14 protein-coding genes are annotated in these 18,574 nt (G+C 65.7%); 2 read left to right on the top strand and 12 right to left on the bottom strand.

The window, feature by feature from the left end; all coding sequences use genetic code 11:
- Positions 1-140: 140 nt before the first annotated feature.
- From gshB to ASC83_RS23235, 7 genes are all read right to left on the bottom strand, one after another.
- Entirely contained in the window at positions 141-1,097 is a 957-nt protein-coding gene (gene gshB, locus ASC83_RS23265) for a glutathione synthase (RefSeq protein WP_056068102.1), read from the bottom strand.
- 52 nt (positions 1,098-1,149) lie between these two features.
- On the bottom strand, positions 1,150-2,337 hold the full coding sequence (locus ASC83_RS23260) for a benzoate/H(+) symporter BenE family transporter (RefSeq protein WP_056068099.1): 1,188 nt from the start codon (positions 2,335-2,337) through the stop codon (positions 1,150-1,152).
- Positions 2,338-2,508: 171 nt separating this feature from the next.
- Entirely contained in the window at positions 2,509-4,377 is a 1,869-nt protein-coding gene (locus ASC83_RS23255; RefSeq protein WP_056068096.1) for a potassium transporter Kup, read from the bottom strand.
- 257 nt (positions 4,378-4,634) lie between these two features.
- A complete protein-coding gene (gshA, locus tag ASC83_RS23250) occupies positions 4,635-5,930 on the bottom strand; it encodes a glutamate--cysteine ligase (protein ID WP_015016114.1) in 1,296 nt (431 codons plus the stop codon).
- A 96-nt stretch (positions 5,931-6,026) separates the two neighbouring features.
- Positions 6,027-7,493, bottom strand: coding sequence for a TrkH family potassium uptake protein (locus ASC83_RS23245; protein WP_056068093.1), 1,467 nt, complete (start codon positions 7,491-7,493; stop codon positions 6,027-6,029).
- 27 nt (positions 7,494-7,520) lie between these two features.
- A complete protein-coding gene (gene trkA / locus ASC83_RS23240; protein WP_056068090.1) occupies positions 7,521-8,984 on the bottom strand; it encodes a Trk system potassium transporter TrkA in 1,464 nt (487 codons plus the stop codon).
- Between the two features lie 60 nt (positions 8,985-9,044).
- Positions 9,045-10,325: a glutamate-5-semialdehyde dehydrogenase gene (locus ASC83_RS23235; protein WP_056068089.1), complete on the bottom strand. Its 1,281-nt coding sequence runs from the start codon at positions 10,323-10,325 to the stop codon at positions 9,045-9,047.
- A gap of 46 nt (positions 10,326-10,371) precedes the next feature.
- Between ASC83_RS23235 and ASC83_RS23230 the strand changes: the two genes are divergently transcribed.
- On the top strand, positions 10,372-10,710 hold the full coding sequence (locus ASC83_RS23230; RefSeq protein ID WP_082522581.1) for a hypothetical protein: 339 nt from the start codon (positions 10,372-10,374) through the stop codon (positions 10,708-10,710).
- Positions 10,711-11,087: 377 nt separating this feature from the next.
- On the opposite strand, the gene ASC83_RS23225 is transcribed toward ASC83_RS23230, so the two are convergent.
- Both ASC83_RS23225 and holA read right to left on the bottom strand, forming a co-directional pair.
- Positions 11,088-12,482, bottom strand: a complete 1,395-nt coding sequence (locus ASC83_RS23225) for an FAD-binding oxidoreductase (RefSeq protein ID WP_235509451.1) — start codon at positions 12,480-12,482, stop codon at positions 11,088-11,090.
- On the bottom strand, positions 12,455-13,510 hold the full coding sequence (gene holA / locus ASC83_RS23220; protein ID WP_056068083.1) for a DNA polymerase III subunit delta: 1,056 nt from the start codon (positions 13,508-13,510) through the stop codon (positions 12,455-12,457). The genes ASC83_RS23225 and holA overlap by 28 nt, the downstream gene beginning before the upstream one ends.
- Positions 13,511-13,697: 187 nt before the next feature.
- Between holA and rocF the strand changes: the two genes are divergently transcribed.
- Positions 13,698-14,675, top strand: a complete 978-nt coding sequence (rocF, locus tag ASC83_RS23215; protein ID WP_056068081.1) for an arginase — start codon at positions 13,698-13,700, stop codon at positions 14,673-14,675.
- A gap of 127 nt (positions 14,676-14,802) precedes the next feature.
- On the opposite strand, the gene lptE is transcribed toward rocF, so the two are convergent.
- The 3 genes from lptE to ASC83_RS23200 all read right to left on the bottom strand — a co-directional run bounded on the left by lptE (position 14,803) and on the right by ASC83_RS23200 (position 18,550).
- Complete coding sequence (gene lptE, locus ASC83_RS23210; protein WP_056068079.1) at positions 14,803-15,300, bottom strand: LPS assembly lipoprotein LptE; 498 nt, start codon at positions 15,298-15,300, stop codon at positions 14,803-14,805.
- A gap of 4 nt (positions 15,301-15,304) precedes the next feature.
- Positions 15,305-17,998, bottom strand: a complete 2,694-nt coding sequence (gene leuS, locus ASC83_RS23205; protein WP_056068077.1) for a leucine--tRNA ligase — start codon at positions 17,996-17,998, stop codon at positions 15,305-15,307.
- Between the two features lie 99 nt (positions 17,999-18,097).
- Positions 18,098-18,550: a biopolymer transporter ExbD gene (locus ASC83_RS23200; RefSeq protein ID WP_056068075.1), complete on the bottom strand. Its 453-nt coding sequence runs from the start codon at positions 18,548-18,550 to the stop codon at positions 18,098-18,100.
- Positions 18,551-18,574: the final 24 nt, after the last annotated feature.

The raw sequence follows: 18,574 nt of genomic DNA, 5'->3' as shown, positions 1-18,574 counted from the left end.
ACCACAAACCACCCCCTCGACCCCAACACTTTTGCGCTCAGGTCTCAGTAGCGAAGCCTTCGACTATAGCACGGTTTACAACAGGCAGCAGGGTAAACCCAGGGATTGATCTAACAGTCCCTGTACACGAGACAAACCCCTCAACCACCAACGGCCGCAACCGCAGACTCCAAAGCGTCTACAAATAGGAAGGCCACATCGCAGCCTGTCTGATCAAAGATTTCCTGGAAGCAGGTCGGGCTGGTGACATTGATCTCTGTGACGCAGTCGCCGATCACATCCACGCCGGCCAGCAGCAAGCCACGCGACTGCAGCACCGGGCCCAGCGCTTCGCCAATCTCACGATCCCGCGCAGACAGAGGGCGAGCCACGCCCTTGCCGCCAGCGGCCAGATTGCCGCGCACTTCGCTGCCCTGAGGAATGCGCGCCAGGCAGAACGGCACAGGCTTGCCGCCGATGATGAGGACCCGTTTGTCGCCATCGACGATTTCGGGCAAAAACTTTTGCACCATCACGCTTTGCGCGCCGTGACGATTGAGGGTTTCGGTGATGCTCCCCAGGTTGAGGCCGTCTGAGCCCACACGGAAGATGCCCATCCCACCCATGCCATCCAAAGGCTTGAGGATGATGTCCTGGTGCTCTGCATGAAAGCGGCGAATGTCTTCCGCATCCCGGGTGACCAGTGTCGGTCCGATGAACTGTGGAAACTCCATGATGGCCAGCTTTTCCGGATGGTCCCGCAGAGCGCTGGGTTTGTTGAACACCCGGGCGCCATCGCGCTCCGCCTGCTCCAGCAGGTGGGTGGCGTAAAAGTACTCGCTGTCGAAGGGCGGGTCCTTGCGCATGAGCACCGCGTCGAAGTCGGCCAACGCTGCGCTGCGCTGCGGCTGGGCCTCGTACCAATGGGTGGAATCCCCCGTGAGGCGGACGTCCTGCACCCGTGCGGTGACCTTGCTGCCGCGCTGCCAGGTGATGTGCTGCGGTTCGCAGACCGTGAGGGTATGACCACGCCGCTGTGCCTCGCGCATCATGGCGAAGGTGGTGTCCTTGTAGATCTTGAAGCTTTGCAACGGGTCGGCGATGAAGAGCAGTTTCATGGTGTCGGGTCAAGGAATGGAGGAGGCCAGGGGCCCAGGCAGCCAAGGCGACTTACGCGCCGCTGGCCTGCGAACGCCTGTACTGTTGCACAAATAGCGCAATGCTGCCGGCCACCACGCCCCAGAAGGCCGAGCCCACCCCAACGATGACTACGCCACTGAGGGTGACGAGAAAGGTAATGAGTGCCGCCTCGCGGTGCGACTCGTCCTGCAGCGCCGCCGCCAGGCCGTTGCCAATGGTGCCCAGAAGCGCCAAACCCGCAATGGCCACCACCAGCTCTTTGGGAAAGGCGGTAAGCAGCCCGGTGATGACTGCGCCAAACAGACCGATCGCCACATAGATGGCGCCACATGCCACCGCGGCCGTGTAGCGCCGGCGGCGATCGGCGTGTGCCTCGGGGCCCATGCACATCGCGGCGGTGATGGCGCTGAAGTTGAGCGCAAACGCCCCGAAGGGCGCCAGCACCAGGGTGGCCAGACCCGTGAGCGTGATGAGCCGGGAGATGGGCAAGTTGTAGCCCGACGCCCGGATCACCGCCACCCCGGGCAGGTTCTGCGACGCCATGGTGACCACAAACAAAGGAATCGCCAGGCTGACGGCAGCCGCTACGCTGAACTGGGGCGCCGTGAAAACCGGCAGGGCCAGCTCCAGCTGCACCGCCGACCAGGCCATCTGCCCCTGGGTGGCCACGAACACCACCGCCATGGCGAGGGTGATGACCACCGCATACCGGGCAGCCAAACGGCGGCTCACCAGATACACCATCAACATCAGCAGCACCAAGGGCAATGCGGTCTGGGCTGCCGCAAACGCCTGCAGGCCAAAGCGGGCCAGCACGCCGGCCAGCAGGGCAGCGGCGATTTCCATGGGGATGCGGTTCATCACGCGCTCGAACCAGCCGGTGACGCCCGCCAGGGTGATGAGCAACGCGCTGATCATGAAGGCGCCGATGGCCTCGCCCATGCTGAAACCGCCCGCCAACCCCGCAGTGGCCAGCACGGCGGCGCCCGGTGTGGACCAAGCCACCATGACGGGCTGGCGCAAGATCAGCGAGGGCACCAGCGAACACAGTCCCATGCCCAGACCCAGCGCCCACATCCAGGACGTGATCTGCGCGGGTGTGGCCCCAAATGCCAGGGCGGCCTGGAAGACGATGGCCACCGAGCTGGTAAAGCCCACCAGCACCGCCACGAAACCCGCCACCGCCGTGGAAAGGCTCAGGTCTTTGAAAAATTGCATGGGCGCGATTCTGGCACCGCGCGCGCCTGGCGCTCAGGCAGGCCGTCAGCCCACTCCAAAAGCTACAGTATTAATAGCACCTCAGACAATGAGCACTAGCGCTACAAGGCAAAAACAGCGTAAAACCAGCCCGAGACTCCGTCCCAGGCCAGGGGGAGCCCCCTCAGCCCGTCAGATCTCGATCTTGGAGCCCAGCTCGACCACCGCGTTATTGGGCAGGTGCAGAAAGTCGGCCGCGCCACTGGCGTTGTGGTGCATTTGGGCAAACAGCTTTTCGCGCCAAGGCGCCATGCCGCTGCCGATGGTGGGGATGACGGTGTCCCGCGACAGGAAATAGCTGGTGGTCATCGACTCCAGCTCGCAACCACGCCCACGCAGCAGCTCCAGCGCGCGGGGCAGGTCGGGGTCGTTCTTGAAACCGTAATGCACCACCACCTGCCAGCAGTCGTGCCCCAGCGATTCGACTTGCAGCCGCTTGTCCAGACCAATCCAGGGCGTCTCGTGGTTGTGCACGGTGACAAACAGGTTTTGCTGGTGCAGCACCTTGTTGTGCTTGAGGTTGTGCAGCAGGGCATTGGGCACCGCGCCGGTTTCGGCCGTCAGGAAGACGGCTGTGCCATCCACCCGCGTGGGCGGGCTGATGAAGATCGACTCCAGGAAGTCCTTGAGGTCGATGGCGTCGGCACGCAGCTTGTCATTGAGCAGGCGGCGCCCTTCCTTCCAGGTCATCATGAGCGAGAACACGATGCCGCCGATCATCAGCGGGAACCAGCCACCCTGGAACAGCTTGAGCAGGTTGGAGGCGAAGAACGCCAGGTCCACCACAAAGAAGCAGCCCGTGGCCGCAACGCACAGCGCCAGCGGATACCGCCAGCCGTAGCGGATCACGAAGAAGGTCAGCGTGGTGGTGATCAGCATGTCCAGCGTCACCGCGATGCCGTAGGCGGCTGCCAGATTGCTCGACGAGCGGAACATCACCACCGCCAGCACGATGGCCACGAACAGCCCCCAGTTGACCAGCGGCATGTAGATCTGGCCCGTGTCGCGCACGCTGGTGTGCTGGATGTTCAGGCGCGGCAGGTAGCCCAGCTGGATGACCTGCTTGGTCACGCTGAATGCGCCGGTGATCAACGCCTGCGAGGCAATCACGGTGGCCATGGTGGCCAGGATCACCAAAGGCACCAGCGCCCAGTCGGGGGCCATCAGATAGAACGGGTTCTTGACGGCCTCGGGCTCAGCCAGCAGCAGCGCGCCCTGGCCAAAATAATTGAGGGTGAGCGCCGGCATGGCCACACCAAACCAGGCCATGCGGATCGGGCGCTTGCCGAAGTGGCCCAGGTCGGCATACAAGGCCTCGGCGCCCGTCACGCACAGCACCACCGCGCCCAGAATGATGAAACTGGTGCCCGGGTTGGCCCACATGAAGCCCAGCGCGTGGTGCGGACTCAGCGCCCACAAGATCTCCGGGTGCCCCACGATGTGCGACACGCCCAGCAGCGCGATGGTGACAAACCACACCAACGTGATGGGGCCAAAAAACTTGCCGATGCCGCCCGTGCCGCGCTTTTGCACGGCAAACAGGCAAAACAGCACCACCAGCGTGATCGGTATCACGTAGTGCTTGAAGTGATCCGACACCACTTCCAGCCCCTCCACCGCCGACAGCACCGAGATGGCCGGGGTGATGACGCCATCGCCGTAAAACAGCGAAGTGCCAAAAATGCCCACGGCCAGCAACACGCTGCGCAGCTGGGGCTTGTCTTTGACCGCCTGGGAGGCCAGGGCCAGCATGGCGATGAGGCCCCCCTCACCGTGGTTGTCGGCGCGCAGCACCAGCACCACGTACTTCAGGGAGACGATGACCGTGAGGGTCCAGAAAAAGATGGAGAGGATGCCGTAGATGTTTGCGGGCGTGAACGGCACATGGCCGGACCCGAACACCTCCTTGACGGCATACAGCACGCTGGTGCCGATATCGCCATACACAACACCGATGGCGCCCAGCGTGAGCGCTGCGAGCGATGACTTGGAGCTTTGCACTGACCACCCCCGCGCACTGGGCCTGACGGGGTTCCGTTACTTTTGGGAACGCTATTGTGCGCCTGAGCCAGATCAAGCGATTGGAGGCGAAACCCCATGTTGCGACGCAGCAACTTGCCCTTGGCAACCGGGCGCGGGCGTGGCATGCGGGACCACCGCACTCCCCCGCAGGCCCGCTGTGCAGCGTCGCCGAGAGGGCGCAGACGTTGAAACCCGGTGCCCCCAAGACCCGTAAGGGGCCCCAGAGACCCTGGTTTTCAGTCGTACACCTCGGCGTCGGGGTTGGTGGCCTCCAGCTCGTAGCTGGCCGCCAGCATCGCCAGCCGGGCCACCACGCCGTACATATAGAAGCGGTTGGGCGCGCTCACACCCGGGCGCACGCCAGGCTGGGGCATGTGGGTGCTGTGTTCAAAGGCCAGGGGCACAAAGCTCGCGCCGGGGGCGTTGAGGTTCTCATCCACACCGCGCTCGGCATGCATGCGGTAGAAGCCGCCCACCACGTAGCGGTCCATCATGTAGACCACGGGCTCGGCCACGGCATCGTTCACGCGCTCCTGCGTCAGCACGCCTTCCTGGATGATGACCTCGCTCACGGGTTGGCCGTCCTTGATCACGGCCATCTTGTTGCGGGTCTTGCGGTTGACGGCGTCCAGCTCCTTGGCGTCGCGCACGGTCATGATGCCCATGCCGTAGGTGCCATTGTTGGCTTTGACGATCACGAAGGGCTTTTCGTTGATGCCGTATTCCTTGTACTTGCGGCGCACCTTGGTCAGCAGTGCATCCACACTGGTCTGCAGCTGGTCCATGCCCGTGCCTTCGGCAAAGTCCACCTCGCCGCACTGGCTGTACATGGGGTTGACCAGCCAGGGGTCGATGCCCAGCATCTTGCCAAAGCGCTTGGCCACCTCTTCGTAGTTCTTGAAGTGGGTGCTCTTCTTGCGCACGCTCCAGCCGGCGTGCAGCGGGGGCAGCAGATACTGCTCGTGGATGTCTTCCAGAATGCCGGGGGCGCCTGCGGTGAGGTCGTTGTTCAGCAGGATGGTGCAGGGGTCAAAGTCCTTGAGCCCCAGGCGGCGCTTGGTGCGCACCACGGGTTCCAGGGTCACGGTGTCGCCGTTGGGCAGCTCGATCAGCGTGGACTTCTTGATCTCGGGGCTGATGGAGCCCACCCGCACGTTCAGGCCCGCCATGTTGAAGATGCGCTGCAGCTGCACCACGTTGGACAGGTAGAACGTGTTGCGCGTGTGGTTCTCCGGAATGATCAGCAGGTTGCGCGCTTCGGGGCAGATCTTCTCGATGGCGGCCATCGCAGCCTGCACGGCCAGGGGCAGCATCTCCTTGGTCAGGTTATTCCAGCCGCCCGGGAACAGGTTGGTATCGACCGGCGCCAGCTTGAAGCCTGCATTGCGGATGTCTACCGACGTATAGAACGGCGGCGTGTGCTCCATCCACTCCAGCCGGAACCAGCGCTCGATGGCGGGCATCGAGTCGAGAATGCGCTGTTCGAGTTCGTTGATCGGCCCGGTGAGGGCCGTGATGAGATGCGGAACCATGGAAAGCCCTCGGGAAGCGATTGCAGTGAATTGTAGAATGTGGGGTCAGGCCGGTTTTTCGCAAGCCACCCCTTGGTGATGCCACGGCCCTGCGCCCTACCGGCGCCAGAACGCCGGGGTCAGCAAGGCCATAAAGCTCAATATCTCCAGCCGGCCCAGCAGCATGGCCAGCGTGCACACCCAGATCTGAAAATCGGTCAGCACCGCGTAGTTGGACGCCGGCCCCACGCTGCCCAGGCCCGGCCCCGCGCAATTGACGCTGGCCAGCACCACCGAGAACGCCGTCACCGGGTCCAGGTCTGTCAGCAGCATGACCATGCTCAACCCGAAGACCGTGCCGCCATAGACCAGCATGAAGGCCAGCACCGAGAAGATCACCCGGTTGTCCACTGCAGCGCCGCCCAGTTGCACCGGCTGCACGGCGCGCGGGTGCACCAGGCGGTTCATCTCGCGGCGCGCCTGCTTGACCAGAATGAGCATGCGGACCATCTTGATGCCCCCGCCCGTCGAGCCCGCACTGGTGGCCACACCCGACAGCAGCAGCATGAACACCGGCGCAAACACGGGCCATGCCAGGTAGTCCACCGTGGCGTAGCCGGTGGTGGTGGCCAGCGACACCAGATTGAACATGCCATGGCGCAGCGCGTCCAGCGGCCCATACACGCCCTTGGCCCACAACAGCAGAGCCACCAGCAGACCGCCGCCAATCAGCGTCACCAGCGTGGCCCGCAGCTCCGGGTCGCGCCAGAAGCCGCCCCACTGGCCCTTGCGAATGGCGACGAAGTACAGCGCAAAATTGCAGCTGGCCACCAGCATGAAGAAGATGCAGATCGCCTCCAGCAGCGGCGACTGGAAGTACCCAAAGCTCAGGTCGTGCGACGACAGCCCGCCCAGGCTCACGGTGGTGAACATGTGCATTAACGCATCCAGCGGCCCCATGCCCCCGGCCCAGTAGGCCAGGCCACACAGCACGGAGAACAGCGCATACACCCCCCAGAGCCCCTTGGCCGTGCCGGTCATGCGTGGCGTGAGCTTGGTGTCCTTCAGCGGCCCCGCCGCCTCGGCCTTGAACAGCTGGCTGCCCCCGACGCCCAGCAGCGGCAGCACGGCCACGGCCAAAATCAGGATGCCCATGCCCCCCATCCACTGCAAAAAGGTGCGCCACACATTCACCGACACCGGCAACGCATCCAGGCCCGCCAGCACGGTGGAGCCCGTGGTCGTCAGCCCCGACACCGCCTCGAAGTAGGCGTGCGTGAACGACAGCGGGTGCCCGGTGTAGTGCCCGGCCAGCATCAGCGGCAGCGCGGCCGACAGGGGCAGCAGCATCCACGCCAGCGACACCAGCATCACGCCGTGGCGCGGCTGCAGCTCTTGCCGGAACAGCCGCAGCCGCCACCACAGCCACGCGCCCGCCAGCATCGTGGCGCCCATGGACAGCGGGTACACAAACCAGACGCCGTCGCGCGTCCACAGCGAGACTGCCAGCGGCAGGCCCATGGACAGCGAGAAGATCATTACCAGAATGCCCAGCACGCGCAGAACGGGAAACATGTCCGTCATGGGGGTCTCGCGCAGCTCGGTGCCAGGTCAGAAAAAAGTCGCGCTAACGCGAAAGAGCTTTTCCACATCGCGCACCAGCCGTTTGTTGGGCAGGAAGAACACCACGTGGTCATTGCTCTCGATCACCGTGGCGCTGCGCGGGATGATGACCTCGGGCTCGCGCAGATCGGCAGCGGATGCACCCGTGGTTTCCGACGCGTCAGGCAGACCGCGCACGATCAGGCCGATGTGCACATCGCGCGGCAGCTGCAGGTCACTGACCTTGCGGCCGACCACGCGCGAGCTTTTGCGGTCGCCGCGCGCCACGATCTCCAGCGCCTCGGCCACGCCACGGCGCAGGCTGTGCACGGCCTGCACGTCGCCCTGGCGCACATAGGCCAGCAGCTCACCCAGCATGGCCTGCGCGGGCGACAGCGCGATATCGATCTGCGTTCCGTGCATCAGGTCGGCATAACTGCGCCGGTTGATGAGGGCCAGCACCCGGCTTGCGCCCATGCGCTTGGCCAGCAGGCACGACATGATGTTGTCCTCGTCGTCGTCGGTGAGCGCGAGGAACAGGTCCACCTCCTCGATGCCTTCGTCACCCAGCAGGTCTTCGTCGGTGGTGTCGCCCTGCAGCACCAGCACCTCAGGCGGCAGGGCCGACGCCAGCTCCACGCAGCGGTCCGCGTGGTCCTCGATGATCTTGATATGAAAACGCCCGCCCGCCTGGCTGAGCTGCCGCGCCAGCCGCAGACCCAGCCGGCCGCCGCCCGCAATCATGATGCGGCGCACAGGCTGGAGCTGCTGGGATGCCGGGCGGTGCAGAGCGGCCAGCACGTTGGCGATGTGCTCGTGCGCGGCCAGCACGAACACCTCGTCCCCCGGCTCGACGCGCGTGCGGCCGTCGCAGGCGATAAAGCGGTCAGGCTCGTCGGGGAAGCGCCGGTAGATGGCCACCATGCGCATCGCCAGCTCCGGCGCACTCTCGCGCAGCGCGCCGATGGAGTGCCCCACCATCGGAGCCCCCGCACGCGCCCGCACCGACACCAGGCATGCGCGACCTCCGGCAAATTCGCGCACCTGCATGGCCTCGGGGTACTCGATGAGCTTGCCGATATAGCGGGTCAGCGATTCTTCGGGGCAGATGATGCGGTCCACCGCAAACCCCTCGGGGCCCACCAGCCGCTCATGGGCCTCGAAGCCTGTGGTCCGCACCCGCGCAATGCGCTTGGGGATGTTGAACAGCAGCTGCGCGATCTTGCAGCACACCAGGTTGGTCTCGTCCTGCGCGGCGCAGGCAATCAGCAGGTCGGTGTCCTCGGCCCCCGCCTCGGCCAGCACGGCAGGCTCGATGCCGTTGCCCACCACCCCGCGCAGATCAAACCGCGACTCCAGGTCGCGCAGGCGCGCGGCGTCGGTGTCGATGACGGTGATGTCGTTGCGCTCGGACACCAGGCTGTCTGCCACGCTCTGGCCCACGCGGCCGGCGCCGAGGATGATGATTTTCATATGAAATAGGCCGCAAGCGCTAGTCGAACATGCGCCAGCAGCTATTGTTTCAGGAGCACATCAGGCCCGCACCTCACCTTCGCCCAGCACCACGTACTTGAGCGAAGTGAGGCCTTCGATGCCCACCGGGCCCCGCGCATGGAACTTGTCGGTGCTGATGCCGATTTCGGCGCCCAGGCCGTACTCGAAGCCGTCGGCAAACCGCGTGCTGGCGTTCACCATCACGCTGGCCGAATCCACCTCGCGCAGGAACTGCTGGGCATGCATGTGGTCGCGCGTCAGGATGGCATCGGTGTGGTGGCTGGAATAGTGGTTGATGTGCGCAATGGCCTCATCCACGCCCGCCACCACCTTCACGCTGATGATGGGGGCTAGGTATTCCTCGCTCCAGTCCTGCTCGGTGGCGGGCACCAGATTGGCACCTGGCACCGACTGCAAAATCGCCAGCGACTCGGGGCAACCCCGCATCTCCACGCCCTTGGCGGCGTACACCGCGCCGATCTGGGGCAGAAAATCTGCCGCCACGCCACGCGCCACCAGCAGGCCTTCGCTCGCGTTGCAGGGGCTGTACTTGTTGGTCTTGGCGTTGTCAGCCACCTTGACGGCCATCGCGATGTCGCAGGGGTCGTCCACATAGGTGTGGCAGTTGCCATCCAGGTGCTTGATGACGGGCACCTTGGCATCGCGGCTGATGCGCTCGATCAGGCCCTTGCCGCCGCGCGGGATGATCACGTCCACAAACTGCGGCATGGCGATCAGCTGGCCCACGGCCTCGCGGTCGGTGGTCTGCACCAGTTGCACCGCGTCTTGCGGCAGACCCGCCTCGGCCAGCGCCTGCTGCACCAGCTTGGCCAGCGCCTTGTTCGAGTCAATCGCCTCGGAGCCGCCGCGCAAGATGCAGGCGTTGCCGCTCTTGATCGACAACGACGCGGCTTCGATGGTGACGTTGGGACGGCTCTCGTAGATCATGCCGAACACGCCAATCGGCACCCGCATCTGCCCGACGCGAATGCCGCTGGGCTGCTGCTTCATGCCCAGGATCTCGCCAATGATGTCGGGCATAGCGGCCAGCTGCTCGCAGCCCTCGGCACAAGTCTCCAGCACCTTGGGGGTGAGCTTGAGCCGGTCCACCATCGGGCCCGCCAGCCCATTGGCCACGGCGCGTTCCAGGTCTTTGGCATTGTCGACCTGCAGCGCAGCCACGTTCTCGCGCAGCAACCGGGCCAGCGCCTTGAGCGCTTTGTTTTTGATAGCTGCTGGCGCTTTGGCCATCAGCGCAGAGGCCGTTTTTGCCTGGAGACCGAGGGAGTGCGTATATTCAGCGACGTTGAGGGCGTTCATCCGGCGATTTTGCCGCACTTGGTATCGGCCCGGTGGGCGCGGGCCCATGGCTGCTTTACCCTCGGGCCTGTCACTCTCCATCGACCCGCCCGGCTACGCCATGACCGACACCGCCCACACCCAGCTCACCACCTTCACCCAGGCCCTGCAAGCCTTTGAACGCGGCGACCACACCGCCGCCACCCTCAGCACCCTGGCCCGCCAGCAAACCACCCTACTCGCCGCCCTGCCCCCGCGCTACAGCGATGTGCTGCTGAACCTGCTGGACCGACTGGAATCGAGCGCGCTGTTTTCGGAAGAAAGCTGCTCGTTCAGCCAAAAGGATCTGGTGGCGAACTTGACGATGTGGGCTGAAAAAGCACAGGGCACATTGAACGCTGGCTGACCACTCCGGGGCCGAGCAACGCGACGGCCCGAGTGGCTGTTCGTTTCCCATCCCCTCTGTATGCGCCGAGGAGCGCAGCGGCCAGCGGGTCAGGGCTCGCGACTGTCTGAGCGCAGCGAGTTTGAGCGAGACCCCGCTGGACGCGAGCACCGCAGGTTGCCCGAAGCGAAGCGCAGGGACGCAGACAGTTGGGGCCGCCTTTCTTTTGGGTACTTTTCTTTGGCGAAGCAAAGAAAAGTACCTCGCCCGCCGGGGCGACAACCCGGCTCCCGCCGTGCGCACAGGCATGCCACCAAATCAGCGAGCAAGCCCCGACAACCACTCCTAATTTAATAGCTTTCAGTGCTTATCTCACAGGCACTAGAAGCCAAAAATAATCAAACCTCCGCCCGCCCCAACCACTTCTCCCGCGCAATATAAGCCCGCACCCCCAGCCCCATGAACGGCTGCGGCGGCATGCGCGTCGGCCCACCCAAGGCCAAGGCATGCGCCAGCAACGGGTGGTCCTGCCCCAGCGCCAAATCCGCTGCCAGAGCCCCCAGGGCCGTGAACTTCACCACCCCCGCCCCATTGCACCCAGCCACCCCATGCACCTGCGGGGCCAGCCGCCCCCAGCGCGGTGCGCCATTGCGGGTGATGGCGATCGAGCCTTCCCAGAAATGCTCCAACGCCACATCGGCCAGCTGCGGAAAACGCGCCGCAAACACGGCCGCATGCTCGCGCCGCAGGCGCTCGCGCACCGCAGGGCTGACGCGGAACTGCGGCGCATATTCAAAGCCCTGGCGCACCAGAATGCGGTGGTCGTCCGTGTAGCGCAACGTGGCCCCCGTGACGGCGCTGGCGGGCGTCACGCCCCAGCCCTCGGGCGCGCCCAGGCGGCTGCGCTGCTCGGGCGTGAGCGGGGCTGTGAGCGAGCCAAAGGTGACCAGCGGAAACGTCTCCGCTCCCCAGGCGCTGCCGAACAGCCCCAGCTGCTGCGCAAACCCATTGGCCGCCAGCAACAGTTGCGGCGCACGCACACGGCCCTGCGGGGTGTGCGCCACCACCTTGCTGCCTGACAGGTCCAGCCGCTGCACCGGCGTTTGCTCGTGCAGGGAGACGTTGGCAGGCAGCACATCGGCCAAGCCCCGGCACAGCGCGGCGGGGTTGAGCAGCACGGTGCCTGGCGTGTAGAGCCCGGCGGCAAAGTAGCTGGTGCCCAGGCGCGCGGCCAGGGCGTTGCGGTCCAGCAGCTCGTGCGCAGCCCCCAGGGCGCGCAGCTCATCCACATGGTGCTGCAGCGTGCGCTCGGCGGCGGGCGAGACGGCGCAGTGGTACTTGCCTGCGCGGCGCCATTGGCAGTCGATGCGGTGCTGCGCCACCAGCAGTTCCAGGTCGTTCATGCCCGCCGTGAGCAACGCCTGGTAGTGCGCGGCCTGGCGCAGTTCTTCGAGCGAGCTGCCGATGTTGTGCGGCACATCAATAGCAAAGCCCGAGTTGCGGCCCGAGGCGTTGTTGCCCACGGTGCCTGCGTCCACCACCACGATGTGGGCGTGGGGGCGCAGCTCGGCCAGGCGGCGCGCGGCGGCCAGGCCCGCAAAGCCCGCGCCCAGCACCAGCCAGTCGGCCAGCACATCGCCCTGCAACGCAGGGCGCGGCGTGCGCGGGGGCAGGATGGCGGACCAGCCGTTGGAGGAGTCGTCGTTGGGGAGGCGCAGGGGCCGAGAACCCTGCGAGGGCCGCAGGGTGGCATCCACATGCGCCATCACCGCGCCGCGCTGGTCAGGCGGCACAGCTGCAAGGCCAGGCGCTGCAGGGCCTGCCAGCCGTCTTGCGGCCAGTCGGGCTGCTTGAGGCCTTTGACAATGCCATCCACCGTGTGGGCCGACTGCAGCAGGCGAGCCAAAGCGGCGTCGCTGGCCTTGGGCAGGATGCGTTCAAACAGCCGCTCCTTGGGGCCCCAGATGCGGTTCTCGCGCAGCGCCATGGGCAAGGGGCGCCCGGCGTTCATCGCGTCTTTCACGCGCTTGAGGGCGCGGATGTCTTCGGCCAGCGCCCAGTGCACCAGCACCTCGGCCTCACCCTCGGCCTGCAGGCCGTCGAGCATGCGCTGCACGCGGGCCGTCTGCCCGGCCAGCACCGATTCGGACAGCTTGAACACGTCATAGCGCGCCACGTTGAGCACGGCGGCTTCGACCTGCGCCTGCGTCAGCTCGCCTGCCGGGTGCAGCAGGGCCAGCTTCTGGATTTCCTGGTGCGCGGCCAGCAGGTTGCCTTCCACACGATCGGCAAAAAACTGCAGGGTGCGCTGGCCTTCCTCCCCCGCGACCACACGCTGGCCCTGCGCGGCCAGGCGCGCTGCGATCCACTGCGGCAGTTGGCCGCGCTCGATGGGGTCGATCTGAATCGACGTGCCGTTACCCTCCAGCGCGGCAAACCAGGCACCGGTTTTGGTGGCTTTATCGAGGCGCGGCAGCATGACCATGGTGAGGGTGCTGTCGTTACCCCGGGCCGATTCGGCGATCTGCTGCAGCGCCACGCTGCCGTCCTTGCCGGGCTTGCCCGACGGAATGCGGATCTCGACGATCTGCTTGTCGGCAAACAGGCTGAGTGACCCGCCGGCCGCCAGCACCGCACTCCAGTCGAAGTGGGCACCGGCCACGGTGTAGCTGCTGCGCTCGGTGTAGCCCTGGGTGCGGGCGGTGGCGCGGATGGCGTCGGCCGCCTCTTGCTGGAGCAAGGGCTCATCGCCATGCAGGACATAAAGCGGCGACAGGCCCCGTTGAAGATGCTGAGAGAGTTGGGCCAGGGCGACTTGCATGCGGCAAAGTTTATCGCCTGGGCAGGCCCGGCATTGCGCAAATTGCCAGCGTATGCCCTCACAGTGCACAAGAGAGGTCACGAACCGATCAGCTACGGCGCTGTTCATTGGCGCCCAAAGCCCTGAGAATTCCCCCGGGCGCCCGCGCCCTTCCCGCTCACTGCCATACCCAGAAAGTCAGACCGCCATGCCCCCCACCGCCCTGCGCAGCGCCCAGCCCACCAGCCTGATCGGCGCCCCCACCGACATCGGCGCCGGCGCGCGCGGCGCCTCCATGGGGCCCGAGGCCTTGCGTGTGGCCGGCCTGCAGGCGGCGCTGGAGTCCCACGGGCTGCAGGTGTTTGACCGGGGCAACCTGAGTGGCCCCGCCAACCCGTGGCAGCCACCCGTAGACGGCTACCGCCACCTGCCCGAGGTGGTGGAATGGAACCAGCGCGTGTTCGACGCCGTGTATGCAGAACTGCAGTTGGGCCACCTGCCCATCCTGCTGGGCGGCGACCACTGCCTGGGCCTGGGCAGCATCAGCGCCGTGGCCCGCCATTGCGCGGAGGTGGGAAAAAAACTGCGGGTGCTGTGGCTCGATGCCCATGCCGACTTCAACACCAGTGCACTGACCCCCAGCGGCAATGTGCATGGCATGCCCGTGGCCTGCCTGTGCGGGTTTGGCCCCGAGGCGCTGACCGGGCTGGCCCGCATGCCGGGCGGTGGCCCGGCGCTGCACCCTTCACAGATCCGGCAGATCGGCATCCGCAGCGTGGACGCGGGCGAAAAGCGTTTTGTGCACGAGCAGGGCCTGGAGGTGTTCGACATGCGCTACATCGACGAGGTGGGCATGCGCCAGACCATGCAGCAGGCGCTGGCCGGGCTGGATGCACACACCCACCTGCATGTGAGCTTTGATGTGGACTTTCTGGACCCCGACATCGCGCCCGGCGTTGGCACCACGGTGCCCGGTGGCCCCACTTACCGCGAGGCGCAGTTGTGCATGGAGATGATTGCCGACAGCGGGCGCCTGGCCTCGCTGGACATTGTGGAGCTCAACCCCGCGCTCGATGTGCGCAACCGCACGGCCGTGCTGGCGGTGGACCTGGTGGAGTCGCTGTTTGGCAAGAGCACGCTCATGCGCGTGCCCTCGCACGGCCAGGGGCCGACGCTGAGCGCCTGAGCGCGAACATTCTTAGAGCAGCTCACAAAACTCAGTGAAGCGGCCATGGCCAGGCGTTCCGCCGCAGGCAGTACGACTAGTACGACAAGGCGAGGCAACAACGCCAGGGGAGTTCTGTGAGCTGCTCTTAGCGCTTGGCCGCCGCGAGCCGGCGCATGAGCTGCTGCACCAGGTCGGTCCGCATGTCGCGGTAGAGCAGCGCCTCTTCGGCCTCCTTGGCCAGCGCAATGGTTTCGTTGTAGCTGATGTCGCGCTGCTGCAGCAGCTCGGTGTCCGGGATCAGCTCCACGCCGGTGGGCGTGCGCAGGCGGAACTTGATGCGCAGGCGCAGCTGCAGTTCGCGCACCTGTCCCGACGCGTTGAGGCCCACCACCACACGCTCCTGCTGCTCCTGCAGCAGATCGAAGATGGCCTCTGCCGTCGGCATGCTGGCCGGGTCGCGCAGCAGTTTGAGCTGGCTGCCCGATCCGTCGAGTGTGCGCTGCAGCTCACGCGCCAGCGGCGAGCTGGCAGGGGCCGCGATGTAGAGCGAGCCAAACCCGAACTCCGGCACGCCACGCAGCCGGAATCCGCAGGCAGACAACAGGGCCACCGGGGCCAGACTGAGCAGTGTGCGTTTGTTCATGGGGTCAGACCACCACGTTCACCAGGCGACCTGGCACCACGATCACGCGTTTCGGATGAGCACCTGCGGCCTGGGCCACAAAGGCCTCGCTGGCCAGCGCAATGCGCTCGATCTCGGCCTTGTCGGCCTGGGCGGGTACATGGATGGATCCGCGCAGCTTGCCGTTGACCTGCAGCATGAGTTCGATCTCGTCCTGCACCAGCGCACCGGCATCCACCTGCGGCCAGGGCGCATCGAGCAGGTCGCCCAGCGCACCGGCGTAGCCCAGGCCCGTCCACAGGCTGTGGGCGATGTGGGGTGTGGCGGGGTACAGGCAGCGCAGCAGGATGCCAAAGCCTTCGATCAGCGCCACCTGGGCACCGGCCGAGTCCATGGCCTTGAAATCTTCGAGCGCGTTGATCATCTTCATCGCGCCGGAGACCACGGTGTTGTACTGCATGCGCTGGTAGTCGTAGTCCACCTGCTTGAGCACGTTGTGGATCTCCAGGCGCAGGGCCTTGGCGTCCTTGCCAAACTGCACGTCCTGCAGGCTGCTGGCACCGGCCACGCTGGCCATGGCAGCCTCGCGGTCGATGGCCGAGAGCTTGAGGCCGAAGTTCCACACGCGGCGCAGGAAGCGGTAGCTGCCTTCCACCGCAGCGTCGTTCCACTCCAGCGTGGCTTCGGGCGGCGCGGTGAACATGGTGTACAGGCGGGCCGTGTCGGCGCCGTACTTCTCGATCAGGTCCTGCGGGTCCACGCCGTTGTTCTTGGACTTGGACATGGTGCCCACGCCCTCGTAGTCGATGGGCGTGCCCACGGGCAACATGCCGTCGCCGCTGGTGGCTTCGTTCTTGAGCTTGGCACCGATGATCTTGCCGCCTTCATCGAGCACATGCTCCACGTCGTGCGGCCAGAAGTAGTCCTTGCCGCCCTTGGCAGTGCGGCGGCTGTAGATGTGGTTGAGCACCATGCCCTGCGTGAGCAGCTTGGTAAAGGGCTCATCGACCTTGACCAGGCCCAGGTCGCGCATGACCTTGGTCCAGAAGCGGGCGTACAGCAGGTGCAGGATGGCGTGTTCGATACCACCGATGTACTGGTCCATCGGCATCCAGTAGTCGGCACCACAGGCCACCATGGCGTCCGCATTCTTGGGGTCGCAGTACCGCATGAAGTACCACGAGCTGTCCACGAACGTGTCCATGGTGTCAGTCTCGCGGCGGGCAGCCTTGCCACACACGGGGCAGGTCACGCCCGCGTGGAAGCCTTCGTGCTTGTGCAGCGGGTTGCCCGAGCCGTCGGGGATGCAGTCTTGCGGCAGCACCACGGGCAGGTCTTTTTCGGGCACGGGTACGGCGCCGTGCTCGTCGCAGTGGATGATCGGGATCGGCGTGCCCCAGTAGCGCTGGCGGCTCACGCCCCAGTCGCGCAGTCGCCAGGTGGTCTTCTTCTCGCCCAGGCCATTTTGCTCCAGTGCATGGGCCACGGCGTTCACGGCTTCCTTGTACGACAGGCCGCTGAAGCTGTCGGAGTTGATGGTGACGCCGCGCTGCTTGTCGCCGTACCAGTCGTTCCACTGGTGGTAGTCAAAGTGTTCGCCATCGACCAGCACAACCTGCTTGATCTCGATGCCGTACTTGAGGGCGAACGCGAAGTCGCGCTCATCATGGGCGGGCACGCCCATCACGGCGCCGTCGCCATAGCCCATCAGCACGTAGTTGCCGACCCAGACCTGCACCTTTTCGTCGGTGAGCGGGTGGGTGACGAACAGGCCCGTGGGCACGCCCTTCTTCTCTTGCGTGGCCAACTCGGCCTCGGTGGTGCCGCCGCTCTTGCACTCTTCGATGAAGGCTTGGAGCGCAGGGTTGGTCTTGGCGGCATGGGCGGCCAGCGGGTGCTCGGGCGCCACGGCGCAGAAGGTCACACCCATGATGGTGTCGGCGCGCGTGGTGAACACGTACATCTTGCCGTCGCCGATCAGCGCGCCGTCATCACCCCGGATGTCGTGCGGGAAGGCGAAGCGCACGCCTTCGCTCTTGCCGATCCAGTTCTCCTGCATCAGCTTCACGCGCTCGGGCCAGCCGGGCAGCTTGTCGCCCGTCACAAAGCCCAGCAGCTCTTCGGCGTAGTCGGTGATCTTGAGGTAGTAGCCAGGGATTTCGCGCTTTTCCACGGTGGCACCGGTGCGCCAGCCCTTGCCGTCAATCACCTGCTCGTTGGCCAGCACGGTCTGGTCCACCGGGTCCCAGTTCACGACCTGGGTCTTGCGGTAGGCAATGCCCTTTTCCAGCATCTTCAAAAACAGCCACTGGTTCCACTTGTAGTACTCGGGGTCGCAGGTGGCCACCTCGCGGCTCCAGTCGATGGCCAGGCCCATGGCCTGCATCTGCTTTTTCATGTACGCGATGTTTTCGTACGTCCACTTGGCCGGTGGCACGCCGTTCTTCAGCGCCGCGTTTTCGGCGGGCAGGCCGAACGCGTCCCAGCCCATGGGCATCAAGACGTTGTGGCCGTTCATGCGCAGGTAGCGCGTGAGCATGTCGTTGATGGTGTAGTTGCGCACGTGGCCCATGTGCAGCTTGCCGCTGGGGTAGGGCAGCATGGAGCAGGCGTAGAACTTCTTCTTGCTCGTGTCTTCCGTCACGCGGTAGGCGTCGGTGGCGGTCCAGTGGTCGTGCGCCGCGCGTTCGACGTCTTGGGGAGAGTATTTGTCTTGCATGGGAGCTCGGGGGTGAGAGAAGAGTGCAGCCGCAGGGCCGCGCTGCAGGGATTTTAGGCGGTCAGGGACTGGCACCGGCGTGCCAGCAGCCGGGGCGGGTCAGCGGGACGGGGCTGGAGACGCAGGCGACACAGGATTCGCTGCAGGTTCGGCCACAAATCCGATGCGCTGCAGCCCGGCCAGGTGGGCCGCGCCCATGACTTCGACCACGCGGCCGTAGGGCACGGCAGCGTCGGCGCGCAGTTGCACCTCGGTGTCGGGGCGCTCGGCGCCAATGCGGCGCAGGCGCTCTGCCAGCGCGGTTTGCGACAGGGGCTGGTCATCCAGAAAGGCCTGGCCCGAGGCGTCGACCACCAGCGTGACAAATTGCGGGGCCGTGCCGGGCGTGGCGCCCTCGGTGCGCGGCAGGTCCAGCCGGATGGAGCTGGCCAGCAGCGGTGCCGTGAGGATGAAAATGACCACCAGCACCAGCATCACGTCCACCAGCGGCGTCATGTTGATGTCGCTCATGGGCTGCGGCCCGGTGGTACGTTCGAGTCGTCCGAAACTCATGCCCCCACGCTCCCCGCTGCGCGT

This window comes from Acidovorax sp. Root402, assembly GCF_001425125.1.
GTDB classification, from domain to species: Bacteria; Pseudomonadota; Gammaproteobacteria; order Burkholderiales; family Burkholderiaceae_C; genus Acidovorax; species Acidovorax delafieldii.
Note: the sequence above shows the minus strand (reverse complement) of the source record. Positions and strands in the feature narration are given on the sequence as shown.

Excerpts from the sequence above, each read along its gene's own strand:
- gshB (WP_056068102.1), bottom strand. The coding sequence starts at position 1,097 with ATGAAACTGCTCTTCATCGCCGACCCGTTGCAAAGCTTCAAGATCTAC.
- ASC83_RS23260 (WP_056068099.1), bottom strand. The coding sequence starts at position 2,337 with ATGCAATTTTTCAAAGACCTGAGCCTTTCCACGGCGGTGGCGGGTTTC.
- gshA (WP_015016114.1), bottom strand. The coding sequence starts at position 5,930 with ATGGTTCCGCATCTCATCACGGCCCTCACCGGGCCGATCAACGAACTC.
- ASC83_RS23245 (WP_056068093.1), bottom strand. The coding sequence starts at position 7,493 with ATGACGGACATGTTTCCCGTTCTGCGCGTGCTGGGCATTCTGGTAATG.
- trkA (WP_056068090.1), bottom strand. The coding sequence starts at position 8,984 with ATGAAAATCATCATCCTCGGCGCCGGCCGCGTGGGCCAGAGCGTGGCA.
- ASC83_RS23235 (WP_056068089.1), bottom strand. The coding sequence starts at position 10,325 with ATGAACGCCCTCAACGTCGCTGAATATACGCACTCCCTCGGTCTCCAG.
- ASC83_RS23230 (WP_082522581.1), top strand. The coding sequence starts at position 10,372 with ATGGCTGCTTTACCCTCGGGCCTGTCACTCTCCATCGACCCGCCCGGC.
- holA (WP_056068083.1), bottom strand. The coding sequence starts at position 13,510 with ATGCAAGTCGCCCTGGCCCAACTCTCTCAGCATCTTCAACGGGGCCTG.
- rocF (WP_056068081.1), top strand. The coding sequence starts at position 13,698 with ATGCCCCCCACCGCCCTGCGCAGCGCCCAGCCCACCAGCCTGATCGGC.
- lptE (WP_056068079.1), bottom strand. The coding sequence starts at position 15,300 with ATGAACAAACGCACACTGCTCAGTCTGGCCCCGGTGGCCCTGTTGTCT.
- leuS (WP_056068077.1), bottom strand. The coding sequence starts at position 17,998 with ATGCAAGACAAATACTCTCCCCAAGACGTCGAACGCGCGGCGCACGAC.
- ASC83_RS23200 (WP_056068075.1), bottom strand. The coding sequence starts at position 18,550 with ATGAGTTTCGGACGACTCGAACGTACCACCGGGCCGCAGCCCATGAGC.